Origin of the sequence: Variovorax sp. V213, assembly GCF_041154455.1 — a bacterium.
Taxonomy (GTDB): Bacteria; Pseudomonadota; Gammaproteobacteria; order Burkholderiales; family Burkholderiaceae_C; genus Variovorax.
The window spans coordinates 972,057-989,437 of the sequence record NZ_AP028665.1 but is presented as its reverse complement, the minus strand read 5'-3'; the positions used below and the strand labels follow the sequence as shown (position 1 = coordinate 989,437).

Sequence of the window (17,381 nt, the reverse complement as noted above, 5' to 3'; positions counted from 1 at the left end):
GCAGCTTTGCGGGATGCGCCGCCTGCGCGGCGTCCCGCCTTGCACACTTGGCCGATGGCCGTGCAGATCATCAGAGTCGGAACGACGAAGGACCAATTGGGCGAGAGCCCGTGCTGGGATGCCGATGCCCAGGCGCTGAACTGGATCGACGCGTTGTCGGGCACGTTGTGGCGGCTGAAACCCGAAGCCGGGGAGCCCGAGCGGCACCTGCTGCCTGCGCCGGTGGGTTCGATCGCGCCTTGCCGCGGCGCGGCCGTCGTGATGGCGCTGCGCAACAGCTTCGCGCGCTACGACTTCGCGACGCGGACGCTGGAGCATCTGGCCCGCATCCCCATCGATGATCCGAAGGTTCGCTTCAACGACGGAAAGTGCGATCCGGCGGGCCACTTCCTGGCGGGCACCATGCATCTGGATCGCCAGGCCGGGGAGGCGGTGGCGGGTGGGCTCTACCGGCTGCGCACCGACGCGCGCGTGGAGCAGCTGGCCGACGACATCGGCTTTGCGAACGGACCGTGCTTCAGTCTTGACGGCCGTGTGCTGTACCTGGCCGACAGCCTGGAGCGAATCATCTGGGCCTACGACTACGAGCCGGACGGGCCGTTGCACAACAAGCGCGTTTTTGCGAAGACGCACGCGTTCGACGCCGGTCCCGACGGCGCGACGGTCGACGCGCAAGGGTTCCTCTGGACCGTGCTGACCCGCGCGGCCCGGCTTGCGCGCTTTGCACCCGACGGCGGTCTGGACCTTCTGGTCGACCTGCCGATGAGCTACCCGACCAGCATCTGCTTCGGCGGGCCGCGTCTGGAGGACATGTACCTGACCTCGATTTCCCGCAGCGCACGGCTGGAAGGGCGCAAGGCGCAGGACGGCGGGCTGTTCCGGATCTCAGGCCTGCCCGCGCCGGGGCGCTTGCCCCATCATTTCGGCGGGGCCTGAGGGGGCTCGGTTCGGAGCGCGTCCGCCACATAGTCGACGAACGCGCGAACCTTCAGCGGCAGCGCGCGGCTCTGCCGGAAGACGGCGAAGACGCCGTTGGAGAACGCACGGACGGCGAAGCGGTATTCGGGGAGCAGCCGCACCAGCGTGCCATCGCGCAGGTCGTTGCGCACCGTGGCCTCGGACAGCAGCGCCACGCCCATGCCGCCGATGGCTGCAAGCCGCAGCAGCTCGCCGTTGTTCGCGCTCAGCACGCCCTGGATGTTCAGCTCCTGCTGCTCGCCGGCCTCGTCGATGTACTTCCAGGTGATCACCTCGCGGTCACGCCGGTAGGTGAGGCAGCGCACCTGCGGCAGGTCGCTCGGGTGCCGGATGCGCGAATAGATCTTCAGGAAGGCCGGGCTGGCCACCAGCACTTCGTCGCTCGATAGCAGTCGCTTGATGACGAAGCCCGAATCGTTGGACTCGCCGGTGCGGATGTCCACGTCGAAGTCATGCTCCACCAGGTTGATCGGATGCTCGGAGAGTTCGAGCTCGACGCGGATGTCGGGATAGAGCTCCGCGAAGCGCGGCAGCAGCGGTGCCAGCACCCGCAGGCCGATGTGCGTGCGCGAATGGACGCGCAGCCGGCCTTCGGGCCGCTGCCGCGCGTTGTGCACGGCCTGCTCGGCTTCGCTCATCAGTTCCAGCATCGCCTCGGCCCGCTCCAGGAAGGCCTGGCCCGCTTCGGTCACCTTGAGGTTGCGGCTGGTGCGGTCCACCAATTGCACACCCAGTTCTTCTTCCAGTGCGCTGATGCGCCGCGAGATGGTCGCCGGCGAAAGGCTGAGGCTGCGGGCCGCGGCCGAGAGGCTGCCTTTCCTCTGGGTGGCGACAAAGATGCGCAGCGAGTCGAGAGCCTTCATTTCGAAAGACGCAAAGAAGCTGTGCGTTCGCTGGTGAGCCACGCAGGCGCTGAGTTCCTACGATGGACCTCGATCGAAAACAGCCAACCAGGAGCGACAGCGATGGATTTCGGAATCTTCATTTTGATGCAGCAGCGGAACAAGCATAAGACCTCCCACCAGATTCTGCGCGATGCCATCGAGCAGACGCGCCTGGCGGACGAACTGGGCTTTGGTGCCGCGTGGTACGCGGAGCACCATTTCAGCAACTACGGCATGTGCTCGTCGCCGTTGACCATGATCGCGCATTGCGCCGCCGTTACGCGCAACATCCGCCTGGGGACCGGCATTGTCGTGGCTCCGTTGTACACGCCGGCGCGCCTGATCGCGGACGTGGCAATGGTCGACCAGCTGTCGAACGGCCGCCTGAACCTGGGCATCGGCTCGGGCTACCAGCAGTTCGAGTTCGAGCGGTTCGGCGTGTCGCTGGAATCGGCCAAGGCCCGCACCTTCGAGATGCTCGACATGCTCGAGGCGGGCCTGACGCAGCCCAAGTTCAGCTACGACGGGGCGTACTACCAGCAGCCGATGAGCGCGATCAGCCAGCGCGCAGTGCAGCGCCCCATGCCGCCGATGTGGATCACGAGCGTCGATCCGGCCTTTCTGTCGCGCGCCGTGAAGTCCGATCACCACGTCTTCGTTTCCGGCGGCGACGGCGGCCTGGAGAAGCTGGCGAGCACCCGCGCGCTCATCGACAAGGTGGCCACGGCGGAGGGCAAGGACCCCGCCCGCGTGCAGGTCGGCCTGCTGCGCGCGGCCTATGCGAGCAGCAACAAGGACGAGGTGGAAAGCTACCTCGAGTGTGCCCGCTACCAGCGCCGCATTGCGGTGAGCCTGAAGCGCCGCACCGCGCAGATCGCCGACGACTACCAGGTCGAGGAAGGCATCGTCGAAGGCGAGCCCACGCTGGACGAGATGCGCGCGCTGCTGCCCGTGGGCGACATCGACACGGTGATCGAGCGCGTGGTCAATGAGATCCGCACGCTCAAGCCGGTGCACTACTGCTTCCAGACGCAGATGGGCGACTTCGATCACCCGGCCATGCTGCGCCAGCTCGAGGTCTGGGGCAAGGTCATCATTCCGACGGTGCAGCAGGAGATCGCCAACGACCCGCCGCACCAGCCCGCGGCCCCGGCCGAACTCGCCGCGGCCTGAGGCCGAGCGCCAGGAGACGCCATGTCCGAAGTCGCTGAAGAAAGCACCCGCTGCGCCATCGAGCCCGCCCAGTTCCGCCAGTTGCTCGGTTGCTTTCCGACCGGCGTGGCCGTCATCACCACATGCACGCCGGACGGCCGGCCGGCCGGCCTGACATGCAACTCCTTCAGTTCGGTCTCGCTGGACCCCCCGCTGGTGCTGTTCAGCCTGCGCAATGCGAGCCGGCTGCTGGGCACCTTCCAGGCGGCGGACGGCTTTGTCATCAACATCCTCTCCGAGCAGCAGGACGCGCTGTCCGGCCGGTTCGCATCGAGCAAGATCGAGGACAAGTTCGAGGGCGTGCCGTGGCGTGCCGGCGCGCTGGGCATGCCGGTGATCGACGATTGCCTGGCGAGTTTCGAATGCCGCGTGCATGCAACGCACGAGGCCGGCGACCACACCATCTTCATCGGCGAGGTGCGGCATCTGGGCGCCGGCGCAGCCGACCAGGCACTGGTGTTCTACAAGGGCGCCTACATGAAGCTGGCCGAGTCGCTGCGCAAACTGGTCGTTGAAGGGCGGCTGGGAGACGCCGACATCGACGAGGCCTACCGCACGCTCTACGGCACGCTGCTGCGCCTGGCCAGCGAACGCGCCACCGAGGCCGAGCTGGACGCGGTGCATGAAGCTGCCGATGCCATCGAGGCGCACTCTGACGACGCACCGCTGAAAGAGCGCATTGCCTCCGCCAGCGCGTTCTTCTCCTCGATTGCCGCGGCCGGCCACAACGAAGCATTGACGCTGATGGCGCAGACCATGACCAGCGTGCTGCGAGAGCGCATGACGCATGTGCTCTCGGTGCGCCCGCGTCCCGACCTGTATCCGCTGCGCCGCAAGGTGGCGCACAACCTGCGCCAGCGCGACGCCGCCGGTGCCACCGCCGCCCTGGACGAGCTGATCGCGCAGCTGCGCAAGGGTTGAGCCTTTTCGATATTCCACAGGAGACAAGATGTCCATCGACTACGCCGGCTTTCGGCGCGAACTCGAATCGTTCGTGCGCAGCGCCTGCCCGCCAGAGATCCGCGCCGTGGTCGCGGCCGGCCAGAAGATCACCAAGCGCGAATACCAGGCCTGGCAGCAGATCCTGAATGCCAGGGGCTGGGGCGCGCCGAGCTGGCCCCGCGAAGCCGGCGGCACAGGGTGGGACATTCGCCAGCGCCTCATCTTCGAGGAGGTGATGGCCGAGAACGACTGCCCGCCGCTCTACCACCACGGCCTGGGCCACATCGGCCCGGTGATCATCCGCTTCGGCACGCCCGAGCAGAAGGCGCGGTTCCTGCCGCGCATCCTCGACGGCTCGGACTGGTGGTGCCAGGGTTACTCGGAGCCGGGCTCGGGTTCCGACCTCGCTTCGCTGTCCACCACGGCGCGCCTGGACGGCGACGAGTGGGTCGTCAACGGCCAGAAGATCTGGACCTCGCATGCCCACGAGGCGAGCATGATCTACATGCTGGTGCGCACGTCGAAGGAAACGAAGAAGCAGGAAGGCATCTCGCTGCTGCTGGTGCCCATGGACACCCCTGGTATCACCGTGCGTCCCATCAAGACCATCGACGGCTGGCACCACCTGAACGAGGTGTTTTTCGACGAGGTGCGCGTGCGCGCCGACAACCTCGTCGGCGAAGTCGGCAAGGGCTGGACTTGTGCCAAATTCCTGCTCGAGCGCGAACGCCTTCCGCCGGCCAACGTGGCGCGGCTGGAGCTCATGCGCCGCCAGGTCACGCAACTGGTGGAAGGGGCGAGCCGTGCCACCGCGGGGCTGCGCGACTTCAGCGGCCTGCACCACAAGCTGCTGATGTGCGAGGCCGACGTGAAGGGCGCGCGCGTGATGATGGCGCAGGCCACCGACGACCTGATCCACCAGCGCCCGCTGGGCGTGCAGCCCTCGGTCATCAAGATGACCTGCGCCGACGTCGCGCAGCGCCTGACGACCATCGCCCTCGATGCGGTCGGTCCCGATGCTGCCCATCGTTTTCTCGCCGAGGTGGGGGACGACGTGCCCGACGCCACCTGGATCCAGAACTACATGTTCACGCGCGCCCGCACCATCGCCGGCGGCACCTCCGAGGTGCAGCGCAACGTGGTCGCCAACGAACTGCTGGGAGCCTGAGCCATGTCCACTTCTTTTCCGTCGCTCTTTCCCGGCATGCTGCTGGACGCGGCGAGCCGCTATGCCGAAGACCACATCGCCGTCCAGATCCAGGGCGACCCCGTGCGCGAACTGGGCTGGACGGCCACCCTCGTGCCCGAGGAGGCCGGCGGCGTGGGCGGCAACCTGGGCGATCTCGCGTCCATCGTGGAGGGGCTTGCCGCGCATGGCCTGCAGCTGCCGGTGGTCGAGACCTGCGCCGTGGTGCCGCTGTTGCTGCAGGCCGCGGGTGCCGAAACGGCCAGGCGCTGGCTGGAGGCGGTGGCCGAGGGCAGCGTGCAAATCGCGCCCCTGACCGCCTTGTCCGCGACGCCCGACGTCGATGCCGTGACGGCTCGGCACCTCGACATCGGCTACGAACTGAGCGGGGCCGTGCAGGGCGTCGACGCGACCTTGCCTGCCACGCATTACCTCGTGCCTGCGCAGGTCGACGGCGATGACGCCATCTTCCTGATCGATGCCGAACGCGTCGGCGCACCGAGGGCCCGGTATCGGACGATGGAGGGCCGCCTGGGCGCGGATTTCGCGCTGGCGCAACTGGCCGTGCCCGAGAGCGCGTGTATCGCGCGTGGCGCCTCTGCACATGACGCGCGCGCCAAGGCAACCGATGCTGCCCTGCTGCTGACGGCCGTCGACACCGTCGCGGCACTGGCCACGTTGATCCGCCAGACCGTGACCCACCTGAAGGAGCGGCGCCAGTTCGGCGTGGCGCTCTCGAGCTTCCAGGTGCTGCGGCATCGCGTCGCCGACATGTACGTGAAGTACCTGGGCGCCAAGGGCCTCGTGATCCACTGCTTCCACGAACACGAGCAGGCTGCGCCCGACCTGCGCCGCACCTTGCGCCTGGCCAAGGTGTCGCTGGCCGAGTCGGCGCGCGCATGCGCCGAATCGGCCATCCAGATGCACGGCGGCATGGGCGTGAGCGAGGAGGTGCTGGCCACCCGCATGGCGCAGCGCCTCATCGCCTCCGAGTTTCGCTACGGCGACCGGCTCTTGCACGTCGCCCGGCTGCTGGCGCCACAGGCCTGCGCACCACAAGTTTCTCTTTCCAACCAAACCGGGAGCGTGCGATGAGCATCAATCTGGAAGTTTCCGACTGCATCGCCGTCGTCCGGCTGGACAAGCCACCGGTCAACGCGCTGGACCGCGCCACGCGCCGCCGCCTGATCGAAATCTTCGACGAGGTCTCCGAGCGCTCCGACGTGCGCGTGGCGATTCTCACGGGCACTGGCAAGTTCTTCTGCTCGGGCGCGGACCTGAAGGATCGGCCCAACGCCGACAAGGCTGGCGATTTCCTCGATCACAACCGCTGGACGCGCGAGACGGGCAATGCCATCCGCGAATGCGCCAAGCCCGTGATCGCGGCCGTCAACGGCCCCGCGCTGGGCGCGGGCTTCGGCCTCATGGCCTCCTGCGACATCTTCCTGGCGAGCGAGGACGCCACCTTTGCCATGCCCGAGATCAACGTCGGGCTCGCGGGTGGTGTCTCGATGCTGCGGACCATGGTCGGGCGTTCATTCACGCGCCGCATGTTCTTCACCGGCATGAAGGTGCCCGCCGCCGAGCTGTACCGCCGCGGCGTGATCGACGAAGTGGTGCCTGCGGAACAGCTGATGCCGCTGGCCATGGAGATTGCGCAGGAGATCGCCTCCAAGGCGCCTCTGGCCATCGCTTATGCCAAGCAGGCCGCCAACATGATGGACCTGATGCCGCAGCGCGACGGCTATCGCTTCGAGCAGAACTTCACCATGGCGCTGGCCCGCACCGAGGATGCGCAGGAAGCCCGCAAGGCCTTCCTCGAGAAGCGAAAACCTGTCTACAAGGGGCGCTGAGATGCCAATCGTGGAAGTGGGGCGCGGCATGGACGCGCTGTTCAAGCCGCGCTCGATCGCCATGTTCGGGGCGTCGGACGACGTCACCAAGATCGGCGGCCGGCCCCTGCAGTTCCTGCAGAAGTACGGCTACGCGGGGGGCATCTACCCGATCAACCGCAAGGCGGGCCTCGTGCAATCGCTGCCAGCCTATGCAAGCCTGGACGACGTGCCCGAAGCGCCCGAGCTGGCCGTGGTCGCCGTGCCGCCCGCGGGCGTGCTCGACGCGGTGAAGGATTGCGCCCGGCGCGGCGTGAAGGCGGCGGTCATCCTGTCGGCCGGGTTTTCCGAGATGGGCGAGGAGGGCAGTCGCCTGCAGGCCCAGATCGGCGATGTCGGGCGGGCCACGGGCATGCGCGTGGTCGGCCCCAACTGCCTGGGTGCGATCGGCGTGCCCGACAAGTGCATCGCCACCTTCTCGGTGGCATTGGAGTCGTCCTTTCCCGTCGCCGGCCCGGTGGGCATCGTCTCGCAGAGCGGCAACCTGGGCAGCTTCACCCTGCGCCTGGCCGGCGAGCGCGGCCTGGGCGTCAGTCGCATGCTGACCACGGGCAACGAATGCGACGTGGACATCGCCGATGCGATCGCCTCGCTCGCTGCGGACCCGGGCACCTCGGTGATCCTGTGCTGCATGGAAACCTGCCGCGACGGCACGAAGCTGACGCAGGCCATGGCCATGGCCCGCGAGGCGGGCAAGCCCCTGGTGGTTCTGAAGGTCGGCGTTTCGGAGGCCGGCAGCGAGGCTGCGGCCTCGCACACCGGCGCGCTGGCCTGTTCCGACGCCGTGTTCGATGCCGTGCTGCGCAACGGCGGCGCCATCCGCGTGCCCAGCGTCGAGCAGCTGCTCGAAGTTGGCCATGCGCTGTCTGTCGTCGGTCCGGCGCGCGTGCCCGGCGGCCACCGTGTGGCCGTGCTTACGGCTTCCGGCGGTTTCGGCGTGCTGCTGGCCGATGCGGCCAGCGCGCAAGGCCTGGCGCTGCCCAAGCTTGCCGCGCAGACACAGGAGCGCATCCTCTCGGTCGTGCCCTTCGCCGCGCCGTCCAACCCGGTCGACATGACGGCGCAGGTGTCGAGCCGGCCCGAGGTGCTGGCCCAGGTGCTGGATGCCGTGGCGCGGGATGTCAGTTGCGATGCGCTGATCCTGCAGTCGGCCAATGCCTTTCATGTGCCCCGGCTGCGCGATGTGTTTCTTGCCGCGCTGGAGCAGGTGCGCAAGGACCATCCTTCGCGCCTGATCCTTTTGTGTGCCCGCGCGCCGCAGGACGTGCGAGCCACGCTCAACGCCATGGGCTTTCCCGTGGTCGAAGGCATCGATGCGGCCTGCGCGACCCTGGCGGCGCTGCTGCGCTTCGGTGCGCGCGACGCCGCACGGGCTGGGGCGCCGGCCATCGAGCGCGCGCCGCTGGCCGTAGAGGCCTTCGCCACCGAGGCGAGCGCCAAGGCCGTGCTGGCGGAGGCCGGCCTGCCCGTGCCGCGGGAAGCGATCGCCACCAATCGCGACGAGGCGCTCGCCGCGGCGCGCACGATGGGCTTTCCGCTGGTGCTCAAGATCGTCTCGCCCGACATCGCCCACAAGACCGAGGTCGGCGGCGTGTTCGTCGGCGTGCGCTCCGAAGCGCAACTGCTCGAGGAATACGGGAACCTGCTCGCGCGTGTGGCGCAGAAGGCGCCCGAGGCGCGCATTGCCGGCGTGCTCGTCGCGCAGATGGTGCAGGGCGGCGTGGAGCTGATCCTCGGCACCAAGAAGGACCCGATGTTCGGCCCGATGGTGATGGTCGGCCTGGGCGGCATCTTTGCCGAGATCTTCAAGGACGTGGCGCTGCAGCCGGCGCCTGTCGACGAGGCGCAGGCCACCGCCATGCTGCAGTCGCTCAAGGCCTTTGCGCTGCTCGACGGCGCGCGCGGCCGGCCCAAGGCCGACGTGCCGGCGGCGGCGAGGGCCATCGCGGCGCTGTCGCGGTTTGCCGTGCGCCATGGCGACAGCGTGTCCGAGATCGATATCAACCCTCTCGTGGTGCTGGACCTGGGGCGCGGCGCGCATGCGCTGGACGCCCTGCTGGTGCCCGAGCCACCCTTCACGAAAGCACAGCCATGACCCTGTCTCTTTCAGGCCGAGCGGCCTTCATCAGCGGCGCCGGCCACGGCATCGGTCGTGCCACCGCACGCGCCATGGCCCGCCTGGGCGCCACGGTCGGCATCAACGACCTGAAGCCCGAGTTCGTGGAGGAGGCCGTGGCCGAGATCCGCGCGCTGGGCGGCCAGGCCATCGGGCTGCCCTGCGATGTGTCGACGCGCGAAGGCATGCGCGAGGCCGTGGCGCAGTTCACGCGCGATGCGGGGCGGCTGGACATCATGGTCAACAACGCCGCCTGGGTGCGCTACCAGCCGCTCGCGGAGATCACCCCCGAGGTCATGGACCGGATGGTGGAGATCGGCTTCAAATCGGTGATCTGGGGCACCCAGGCGGCGGCCGAGGCCATGGACCCGGAGCGCGGCGGCTCCATCATCAACGTGGCCTCCATCGCAGCCTTCAAGTCGCCCATGCGATCGGTGGTCTACAGCGGCATCAAGGCCGGCGTGCTGGGCATCACCCGGGCATCGGCGGCCGAGCTGGGCGCGCGCAACATTCGCGTGAACGCGGTGGCGCCCGGTGCAGTGCCTACGGAGGGCACGGCCAAGCATCGCAACGCAGAGCTCGATGCCCGGCGCATCGCACGCACGCCGCTGGGCCGCCTGGGCACCGTGGAGGACATCGCCGATGCCATCTGCTTCCTGGCTGGCGACAGCTCGCGCTTCTTCACCGCGGACGTGCTGCGCCTGGACGGCGGCGCCTCGGAGACCTCGCTGTGAGCGGCGCCGTAGCATCGCCCAAGCGGGTGCAGAACGTGTTCGTGGTGGCGAAGGAGCCGGCCAGCCTGCATGCCTTCTACGAGGGTGCGCTCGGCCTGCCGATGAAGTTTCGCGATGGCGACCGCTGGATCCAGTACGGTGTGGGCAATACCAATGTGGCCCTGGCCTGCCTTGAAGAGGCGGCGCCCGCAACCAGCGGGCTGGTGATGGTGCTGGAGGTGGACGACTTCGAAGGCGCGCAGGAGCGCATCGTCGCCGCCGGCGGGCAGGTGCTGGGCCTGCGCGACATGGGTGGCCACGGGGCCGTGCTGTCGCTGCGCGATCCCGAGGGCAACCTGGTGCAGCTGTTTCGGCGCGCTGCGCCCACTGCTGAATGAGCGCACCCGAGCCGATGTCGGCGGGCTTGCAATCGCTGCTGGACCGCGAAGCGATCCGCGACTGCCTGTTGCGTTATTGCCGGGGCATCGACCGCTGCGACGAGGCTGCCTTGCGTTCGGCCTACTGGGAGGACGCCACGGATTGCCACGGCGCGTGGAACGGCAGCGCCGCCGGTTTCATCGCGCAAGCGTTGGGCAGGTTGCGGCAGGGCGGACGCCGCGTCCACCAGATCACCAATGTACTGATCGAACTGCATGGCGAGGTTGCTGCGGTGGAAAGCAGCTTCTTCGCGCTGCAGGCGACGGCTGCGCAGCCGGATCGCGAGACCTTCCTTTGCGGCCGTTACGTGGACCGTTTCGAGCGCCGCGGCGGCGAATGGCGCGTGGCCGCGCGGACCGTGGTCTACGACTGGATCGAGGAGCGCACACGGCCAGAGCTGACGCAAGATGACGCCGTGCTGTTCGGCATGCGCCAGCCGGTCGGCAGGGCCGCGCCGGACGACGCCGTGTACGCGCTGTTGAGCGACGTGCGCGGCGCCTGGAGTCGACCGACCGCATGACGACCGATTCGTCGCGCGCGCCTCGTGAGCGTCCCCTGGCCGGGCCGCACACCGTGTTGCTCACCGGCGCCGCTGCAGGCATCGGCCGCGCCACGGCGTTGAGCCTGGCGCGAGCGGGATGGCGCTGCGTTCTGGTCGACGCCGATGCGGACGCGCTGCAGCGCCTCGAAGCCGCCTGGCCCCCCGATGCCGAGCCACCGATGAACCTCGTGGCCGACCTGACAGATGCGGCGCGGATCGAGCGCCTGGGGCACGACATTCCGCCGCTCGATGCATTGATCAACAACGCGGGCCTTTCGGCGGGTGGTGCCGAGGCCACGTCCGGGCGTGAGGACGGCACGGCGGCTCGCCTTCTCGCGCTCAACCTGTCCGCGCCGGCGCGGATGGTGCAGGCCTGTGCGCCGCATCTGCTTGCCGGCGCGCGCATCGTCAATGTGGCTTCCGGCGCAGGCCTGCGCGCGATTCCGTGGCGCGGTCTCTACAGCCCCAGCAAGGCCGGACTGATCGGGCAGAGCCGCGCGTTGGCGCAAGTCCGCCCCGAGTGGACGGTGACCACGCTGGCGCCGGGCTTCGTGCGGACCGAACTTGTGCAACGCCTGATCGAAGGCGGTCGGCTGAACCTTGCGCGGGCGGTGTCGAAGATCCCCATGGGCCGGATGGCCGAGCCCGAGGACATGGCCGAGGCGTTGTGCTTCCTGGCCAGTCCCGGCGCGCGCGTGCTCACCGGACAGCTGCTGGTGCTCGACGGCGGCTCGTCCGTGTGCGGAGGAAGCCAGCCGCTACCGGCCTGCGAGCATTCGCCCCTTCCATTCGATACACCGTTGCGTCCGCATCTCGAGTCCGTGCGCGAGCCTGCCTGGCAAGCCGCACTGGGCGTGTGGGTGCGTGCGCATGCAGGCAACCTCGACCGCACGGGCTATCCGGCTGTCATCGACGCTCGCGCGCTGTATGCGCAGCCCGGCACGCGGCTGGATGCCGTGCTCGATGCGGCTCGCAGCTTTCGTTCGAGCCACGCCGCGCTGGCCAGCCTCACGCTGCTGCTGCCTGCGCCCGAACCGACGCTCGGCTGGCAACTGGCCGGCGACGCCGATGCGGCCCGGATGCTGGTGGCCACGCTGGCCGCTGAATGGGGCGCGCATGGGCTGCGCATCAACGCGCTGGAACCGCCGCAGGGCTCGGCGCCGCAGGCCTGCCTGCCGCTGCTGGACTACGTGGCCGGCCCGCGCGCGCAGTTTCTGACCGGGCAGGTGCTTCGGCTGGCCGTGACTCTCGATTGCCACCGAGGATTGACTTAGCTATGGACTGAACGCCACCGACCGGACCACCGCGGCCGTCAGAACCAAGCCGCCTGCTGAGCGCGTTGGGCTTCGAATTCGTTGGAGGGCGGTATCAGCGCCGGCCGCCAGCGGAAGTGCAAGCGCTATCGCCCAACCGAGATACTTGACCTTCTAGAGCTCAGGCACCTAGGGCAAATCGCTCGTCGTTGTGCGCCGCAGCTTCCTTGTCGTCTCGCGGCTTCACTTCCTTGGCGATGGCCTTGGCAACGGCCTTCTGCGCGACCTTGAAATCGTAGGTCGCTTGCATGTTGATCCAGCCTTGCGCGTCTGCCTCTTCACCGCCGAAATAGCGGGTCAGGCGAAGCGCCGTGTCGGGCGTGATGCCGCGGCGCTCGAGCACGATGTCGTTGATGCGCGAGGCAGGCACATGCAGTGCCTTGGCCAGCGCGTTTGCCGTCATGCCGAGCGGCTTCAAGTAGTCCTCACGGAGGACCTCGCCCGGGTGAACCGGACGCATTCCATTCTTCATCATAAAAGTGCCCTATCGAGGTGCAGTTTCCGGCAGGCTGGCCGGTCAGTGTGGGTCTTCGATCTTCACTTCATAAGGCCCCGACTCGCCCCACTTGAAGGTCAGGCGCCATTGCTGGTTGATCCTGACGTGCCATGCATCGTCGTAAAACTTCAGGTCGTTGCCCGGAGGCATCTTCATGAATGCAACCGAGGTAGCTGCATCCAGTTGCGTCAGCTTGCGTGTGGCCACATCCTTGACATTGGCGAACCGAGCGTTCTTGCCCTTGGTGAAAAGCTCTTCGGTATCAGGGCAGGAGAAGGATTGGATCGCCATGCCGCAATTATATATTGTTTATCGGTAAACGGTAAACGGTAAACGGTAAACGGTAAACGGTAAACGGTAAACGCCGATGCCGCCCGGATGCTGGTGGCCACGCTGGCCGCCGAATGGGGTGCGCATGGGCTGCGCATCAACGCTGGAACTGGCGCAGGGCTCGGCGCCGCAGGCCTGCATGCTGTTGCTCGACTACCTGGCCGGCCCGCGCGCGCAGTTTCTGACCGGACAGGTGCTTCGGCTGGGCGTGGCCTTGGCCGGCGCGATGTAGACGACTTCGAGGCTTTCTTGCGCGACCTGGCCGCCGGCGATGGCGTCTGCCCGACCACCCGGAGACGGCCAGGCGGTTGCGGGCTCAACAGATCGAACATGAGGGGCACCACGTTGCACCTTATTGCTAAGTAAGCAATGTTGCGTCCTCGCCGTAAACAGCAGGGCTCTGGATGATCGGCGAGAGATCCTACCCGACCGTCGGTTTGGTCCGCAGCTCTTTCTTGTAGCGTTTCATCAGAGAGCTCATGAGCTCCGACGGATCTACCTCGAGCCCATTGCAGAGAAAGATCAGACTGGTCAATGACGGGCTGGTGGTGGCCGTCTCCAACTTGGCGATGAATGTGCGATTAAGACCCGACGCAAATCCAAGCTCCTCCTGATTGATTCCGCGCACTGCCCGCCGAGCCTTCAGCTCGGCCGCAAAGGCTTTCAGTAGTGCGGGATCTTGCGTCGATCGCATGCGACGAATTTCGCCGCACAGCCTTCTTTATGCACCCGTTTGTATGGTACATAATGCGCAGAGGCCCCCGAGTTTCGAACCGCGCAACGGATCGGCTTTCGTGCGGATTGCCTTAGTTGCCGAGATTGAGAGCTTTTATCGCTGCCAACGAATCCAAATGACGCGTCGACAGATCGCTTCGCCATTACCAACGGCTCGCCCACTGAGGTTGCCGGTCTCAGTGACGCGTGCCCGGCCGCAGCAAAGCGCGTCTGTCGTGCGCAGCCTGTCGGCGGCGCGCATCGGCGCGCAGGTGAGGGCGCTGCGGATGGCGGCTGAGGTGTCTGGGGGCGCGCTGGCCAAGATCTCGGGGATTTCGGCCTCGATGCTCTCGCGCATCGAGCGCGGTTTGGTGTCGCCGTCGGTGGAGACGCTGGAGCGCCTCGCGCAGGGGCTTCACGTTCCGACATCGCGGTTCTTCAGTGATCAGGCACGGCGCACGGATTTCTGCCATGTGCGTGCGGGGCAGGGCGTTGTTGTCGATCGCGTCGGTGCGGTTTCCGACTACCGCTACGAGCTGCTGGGCCATTTGCTGTCGGGCAACCTGTTCGTCGAGCCCTACCTGGTCACGCTGCTGCCCGGAGCCGATCCCTACGTGACCTTCCAGCATCCGGGCCTCAAGTTCCTGTACTTCCTGTCCGGGGAGGTCATGTACCGCTACGGCGGCAAGACTGTGGCGGTCGGGGCAGGGGATTCGCTTCTGTTCGAGGCGACCGCGCTGCATGGCATCGAGACGATTCAGAGCGGGCCGGTGTCGTACCTGTCGGTGGTGTTCACACTGCGTGAGTGAGGTTGCACACCCGGCCCGCTCGGTGGAGTCTGGTCTGGTTGCTGAGCCAGTGGTGCCCGCCTTCAGGAAACCTTACGGTCCGGCGAGGAGTGGGGATGCGTCGTTTCGGTTCGTCAAAGTTCGGCATGCCGAACTTCTGATCGGCGCCCGTCCGGCCGCGAATCGGAACGAGACTTGAAAAAGGCACGAGATGCTGCCCTCCAAAACGTGGGGCGGGCGCACCGCGTCTGCCTGATCGACACTGAGGCTGAGCTCCCGTCGGTGAGAGAGGGGGATAGATCAGACGATGAACGTGACGACGCGCGTCAACCAAACCCAATGTCCATGCTGGCGGGGTCGAGCATGACGTGGCGGCGGTCTAGATCCGGTCGATGTTGTGGGCGGGCTCTTGGCAGCGGCGCGAAAGGCCGCTGGCCCCAGACAGCCCGTTCTGCGGCCAACGACGCGGCAGGAGGGCGTGCGCCGGGTCCGTCAGTCTTGAGGCTTCGTGCCGGGCTTGCCCGTGTAGGGGTTGACGTTGCCTCTGGTGGACCAGTTGTCCGTCTTCGTTCCGTTCGGGTTTGTGGCGTGGCTTGGTGCCACATACGTTCCGTTGCTCTTTGTGTAGCCGCTGGTCGAATGGCTGCCACTGGATCCGTAGCTTGACGAATATGAGCTGTGGCCGCTGGAACTGTGGCCGCCGCCGCCCCGCGCGAAAGCGGTTGAGCTGACAGCAAGGACGGCTGCGAGGACGATGATCGATCTCATTTTTTGTGCCCTCGATCAGTGGCAATGACGGCTGCCGGTTTTGTGATCCTGATGGCAGCCGTTTTGGTCGGTGCCTCCCGAGTGCGCGAGTGCACCGCAACTCATGCAGAGTGCCGCGAGCAATACCGCAATCTTCTTCATAGCTTCTCATTCTTGTGATGGAGGCCGAAGTCTGATGCCGTACACAATTTGTAATACAAGGGTTTGCGAGCCCTCTCACATGATCATGGGAGCCAGGGCTTCGGATGGGCAGATCATCTTCTCTGACGGCGGATGGACCGCTGGCGGCACAATGTGAGCCTGGCGGTCACGGCCGCCACCCCGTCAACTCGCAACAATCTTTTCAGCACTGATGTCGATGATCTACGAACTACGCGTCTATACCGCAATGCCTGGCCGGCTACCCGACGTTCTTGCCAGATTTCGCGATCACACGGTGGGCATCTGGAACCGACTGGGAATTCGTCAACTCGGATATTGGACGACTGCAGTCGGACCTGACAGCAACGCGCTTACCTACATGCTCGTCTGGGAGAACCTGGCCGATCGTGAGGTCAAGTGGGGCAAGTTTGTCGTCGATCCCGAATGGGTCGAGGTCAGGAAGGCGAGCGAGGCGGCCGGACCGATTGTTGCGAAGATGGACAACTCGTTCCTGGCGCCAACCTCTTTCTCGCCTGCGAAATAGTCTCTTCCGCGGCGGACGACGCAGTTGGCTGGGACGCGGTAGATATCCGCTTCCGCTGAAAACTTGAACACATCCGGAGGGTAGGGAATGGGCCCGAGGATCGCCTGGCTGCCAACGATGATGAACTCGTACTCGCAGTGACCTCGCCGGCTGCCCGAATGATGTGCTCCAGGTCTTCGCGGTTCCTCGATGAAGCAGGAGACTTCGAACGGGAGGAGCGCGCAGGCATGCATTCGACAAATATAGTGCCTTGCGCCCTTAGATGCGGCTGCGCCAGGCCGGGCGAAAACAAGACGACGCAACACGTTGCCCCGGGGGCTTGCTCGGCGCTGGAGCGAGGTCCTTAGCCGTCTCTGTTCCTTGAACTGACCTACCGCCCGGTAGCCTTCTGGGATCGAACAAGATCGCGCCCACCTGCGCCAGCAGCTGTTCGGCCAAGTCGGCATCGATCCTCGCGTGCACGAAGAGCAGCCGGTAACGAAGCTCAAATGCCCATACCAGGCACTATGACGCTATAGATCGCATGGCGACGTGAAAGGAAATTCGTGGAGATCCATATCACCGTGCTTGTGCAAGTCCGAGTTGGCCTGGTTTGATCGCGCGCGAACTCGCTCCGAGGGATCGTTCTGCCTACCTCCATCAACGTTCGGCACGCCGAACACTGATGGAGGGCTCCGAACTTCGATCGACGGCAACGCTCCTGGAGCGGCGAAACGGTGAGGTGAGCTCGACGCTGGAATTCCGAGGGCAGAGTCCTTGTGCGGCTATGAGGGCAGGATAGACTGACGTCAGACATTGTTTACTGCCACGGCGTTGCAATGACCAAGACCTCTCGATCGAGCTGCGTGATAGCTACCCGGGTGCCGTCCGATAGGAAGGCGCACTTCGCCGCGCTGGCGGCGCGGCATCATCTCAGTGCGTCGACTCTGCTCGCGAAGATGGTCGACGAGGTCCTCAAGACCAACGGCGACATCTCGCTGGGCTTCCCACGCGAACCGGAAGGGGGCATTGGCGTGGCGGATCGCATCACGTTGCGACTTCGCAAAGGCGATAGAGCGCTCGCGGCCGGACGAGCCCGCGTCCGTGGAATGAAGACAGCCAGCTACCTGGCCCTGCTGATCCACAACCATGTGCGTGACGCGGCCGTGCTGCCGCCGAACGACCTGGATCAGATCAAGGTGACCGGCGCCCAGCTGGCCGCGTTGGGACGTCAGCTTCGGAGGTTCGGCGTGCCGAACACTCAACTCGAGCCGTTGGCGCCGGACCTCAGCGAAGCGATCGCGCTGGTCCGGCGGGAAGTCGAGGCGGCACGCGAAGCCACCGCCGCCGTCGTGCGGCGCAACCTCATCAGCTGGGAAACCGACGGCGGGAGTGCCCGTGCCTGA

At 66.5% G+C, this 17,381-nt stretch carries 21 protein-coding genes and 1 pseudogene; 15 read left to right on the top strand and 7 right to left on the bottom strand.

Annotated features, from left to right (window positions below; all coding sequences use genetic code 11):
- Positions 1-54: 54 nt before the first annotated feature.
- The gene (locus ACAM55_RS29890; protein ID WP_369656865.1) at positions 55-936 is read left to right on the top strand and encodes an SMP-30/gluconolactonase/LRE family protein; all 882 of its coding nucleotides are present in this window, start codon (positions 55-57) and stop codon (positions 934-936) included.
- Here the strand turns inward: ACAM55_RS29890 and ACAM55_RS29885 are convergent.
- Positions 918-1,841: a LysR family transcriptional regulator gene (locus ACAM55_RS29885; RefSeq protein ID WP_369656864.1), complete on the bottom strand. Its 924-nt coding sequence runs from the start codon at positions 1,839-1,841 to the stop codon at positions 918-920. The genes ACAM55_RS29890 and ACAM55_RS29885 overlap by 19 nt on opposite strands.
- 102 nt (positions 1,842-1,943) lie before the next feature.
- On the opposite strand from ACAM55_RS29885, the gene ACAM55_RS29880 reads away from it, so the two are divergent.
- From ACAM55_RS29880 to ACAM55_RS29835, 10 genes are read left to right on the top strand one after another with little or no spacing between them, the layout of a single operon-like run.
- A complete protein-coding gene (locus ACAM55_RS29880) occupies positions 1,944-3,035 on the top strand; it encodes an LLM class flavin-dependent oxidoreductase (protein ID WP_369656863.1) in 1,092 nt (363 codons plus the stop codon).
- 21 nt (positions 3,036-3,056) lie between these two features.
- Positions 3,057-3,995, top strand: a complete 939-nt coding sequence (locus ACAM55_RS29875) for a flavin reductase (RefSeq protein ID WP_369656862.1) — start codon at positions 3,057-3,059, stop codon at positions 3,993-3,995.
- 28 nt (positions 3,996-4,023) lie between these two features.
- Complete coding sequence (locus ACAM55_RS29870) at positions 4,024-5,184, top strand: acyl-CoA dehydrogenase family protein (RefSeq protein ID WP_369656861.1); 1,161 nt, start codon at positions 4,024-4,026, stop codon at positions 5,182-5,184.
- A 3-nt stretch (positions 5,185-5,187) separates the two neighbouring features.
- Complete coding sequence (locus ACAM55_RS29865; protein ID WP_369656860.1) at positions 5,188-6,297, top strand: acyl-CoA dehydrogenase family protein; 1,110 nt, start codon at positions 5,188-5,190, stop codon at positions 6,295-6,297.
- Positions 6,294-7,055, top strand: a complete 762-nt coding sequence (locus tag ACAM55_RS29860; protein ID WP_369656859.1) for an enoyl-CoA hydratase/isomerase family protein — start codon at positions 6,294-6,296, stop codon at positions 7,053-7,055. The genes ACAM55_RS29865 and ACAM55_RS29860 overlap by 4 nt, the downstream gene beginning before the upstream one ends.
- A gap of 1 nt (position 7,056) precedes the next feature.
- Positions 7,057-9,189 (top strand): acetate--CoA ligase family protein, encoded by a 2,133-nt coding sequence (locus ACAM55_RS29855; protein WP_369656858.1) that lies wholly within the window; start codon positions 7,057-7,059, stop codon positions 9,187-9,189.
- Positions 9,186-9,944: an SDR family NAD(P)-dependent oxidoreductase gene (locus ACAM55_RS29850; protein ID WP_369656857.1), complete on the top strand. Its 759-nt coding sequence runs from the start codon at positions 9,186-9,188 to the stop codon at positions 9,942-9,944. Before ACAM55_RS29855 ends, ACAM55_RS29850 begins: the two co-directional genes overlap by 4 nt.
- Complete coding sequence (locus ACAM55_RS29845) at positions 9,941-10,321, top strand: VOC family protein (protein WP_307572535.1); 381 nt, start codon at positions 9,941-9,943, stop codon at positions 10,319-10,321. The genes ACAM55_RS29850 and ACAM55_RS29845 overlap by 4 nt, the downstream gene beginning before the upstream one ends.
- Positions 10,318-10,881, top strand: coding sequence for a nuclear transport factor 2 family protein (locus tag ACAM55_RS29840; protein WP_369656856.1), 564 nt, complete (start codon positions 10,318-10,320; stop codon positions 10,879-10,881). Before ACAM55_RS29845 ends, ACAM55_RS29840 begins: the two co-directional genes overlap by 4 nt.
- Positions 10,878-12,176, top strand: coding sequence for an SDR family NAD(P)-dependent oxidoreductase (locus ACAM55_RS29835; RefSeq protein ID WP_369656855.1), 1,299 nt, complete (start codon positions 10,878-10,880; stop codon positions 12,174-12,176). Before ACAM55_RS29840 ends, ACAM55_RS29835 begins: the two co-directional genes overlap by 4 nt.
- Positions 12,177-12,336: 160 nt before the next feature.
- On the opposite strand, the gene ACAM55_RS29830 is transcribed toward ACAM55_RS29835, so the two are convergent.
- Together ACAM55_RS29830 and ACAM55_RS29825 are read right to left on the bottom strand one after the other, a co-directional pair.
- A complete protein-coding gene (locus tag ACAM55_RS29830) occupies positions 12,337-12,690 on the bottom strand; it encodes a HigA family addiction module antitoxin (RefSeq protein WP_369656854.1) in 354 nt (117 codons plus the stop codon).
- A gap of 42 nt (positions 12,691-12,732) precedes the next feature.
- Positions 12,733-13,002 (bottom strand): type II toxin-antitoxin system RelE/ParE family toxin, encoded by a 270-nt coding sequence (locus tag ACAM55_RS29825; protein ID WP_369656853.1) that lies wholly within the window; start codon positions 13,000-13,002, stop codon positions 12,733-12,735.
- Positions 13,003-13,126: 124 nt separating this feature from the next.
- On the opposite strand from ACAM55_RS29825, the gene ACAM55_RS29820 reads away from it, so the two are divergent.
- Positions 13,127-13,273 (top strand): hypothetical protein, encoded by a 147-nt coding sequence (locus tag ACAM55_RS29820; RefSeq protein WP_369656852.1) that lies wholly within the window; start codon positions 13,127-13,129, stop codon positions 13,271-13,273.
- Positions 13,274-13,462: 189 nt separating this feature from the next.
- Here ACAM55_RS29820 and ACAM55_RS29815 read toward each other — a convergent pair whose 3' ends face one another.
- Complete coding sequence (locus tag ACAM55_RS29815; protein WP_369656851.1) at positions 13,463-13,735, bottom strand: helix-turn-helix domain-containing protein; 273 nt, start codon at positions 13,733-13,735, stop codon at positions 13,463-13,465.
- Positions 13,736-14,042: 307 nt separating this feature from the next.
- On the opposite strand from ACAM55_RS29815, the gene ACAM55_RS29810 reads away from it, so the two are divergent.
- Positions 14,043-14,564 carry a helix-turn-helix domain-containing protein gene (locus ACAM55_RS29810; protein WP_369657503.1) on the top strand — a complete coding sequence of 174 codons (522 nt, stop codon included), beginning with the start codon at positions 14,043-14,045 and terminating at the stop codon, positions 14,562-14,564.
- A gap of 471 nt (positions 14,565-15,035) precedes the next feature.
- On the opposite strand, the gene ACAM55_RS29805 is transcribed toward ACAM55_RS29810, so the two are convergent.
- Positions 15,036-15,311 carry a hypothetical protein gene (locus tag ACAM55_RS29805; RefSeq protein WP_369656850.1) on the bottom strand — a complete coding sequence of 92 codons (276 nt, stop codon included), beginning with the start codon at positions 15,309-15,311 and terminating at the stop codon, positions 15,036-15,038.
- Positions 15,312-15,326: 15 nt separating this feature from the next.
- Entirely contained in the window at positions 15,327-15,452 is a 126-nt protein-coding gene (locus ACAM55_RS29800) for a YHYH domain-containing protein (RefSeq protein ID WP_369656849.1), read from the bottom strand.
- Between the two features lie 217 nt (positions 15,453-15,669).
- On the opposite strand from ACAM55_RS29800, the gene ACAM55_RS29795 reads away from it, so the two are divergent.
- Entirely contained in the window at positions 15,670-15,996 is a 327-nt protein-coding gene (locus tag ACAM55_RS29795) for an NIPSNAP family protein (RefSeq protein WP_369657502.1), read from the top strand.
- 38 nt (positions 15,997-16,034) lie between these two features.
- Here the strand turns inward: ACAM55_RS29795 and ACAM55_RS29790 are convergent.
- Positions 16,035-16,225 (bottom strand): annotated as a pseudogene (locus tag ACAM55_RS29790) (hypothetical protein); the annotation flags it as partial.
- Positions 16,226-16,814: 589 nt separating this feature from the next.
- Between ACAM55_RS29790 and ACAM55_RS29785 the strand changes: the two are divergent.
- Positions 16,815-17,381 carry a hypothetical protein gene (locus ACAM55_RS29785; RefSeq protein WP_369656848.1) on the top strand — a complete coding sequence of 189 codons (567 nt, stop codon included), beginning with the start codon at positions 16,815-16,817 and terminating at the stop codon, positions 17,379-17,381.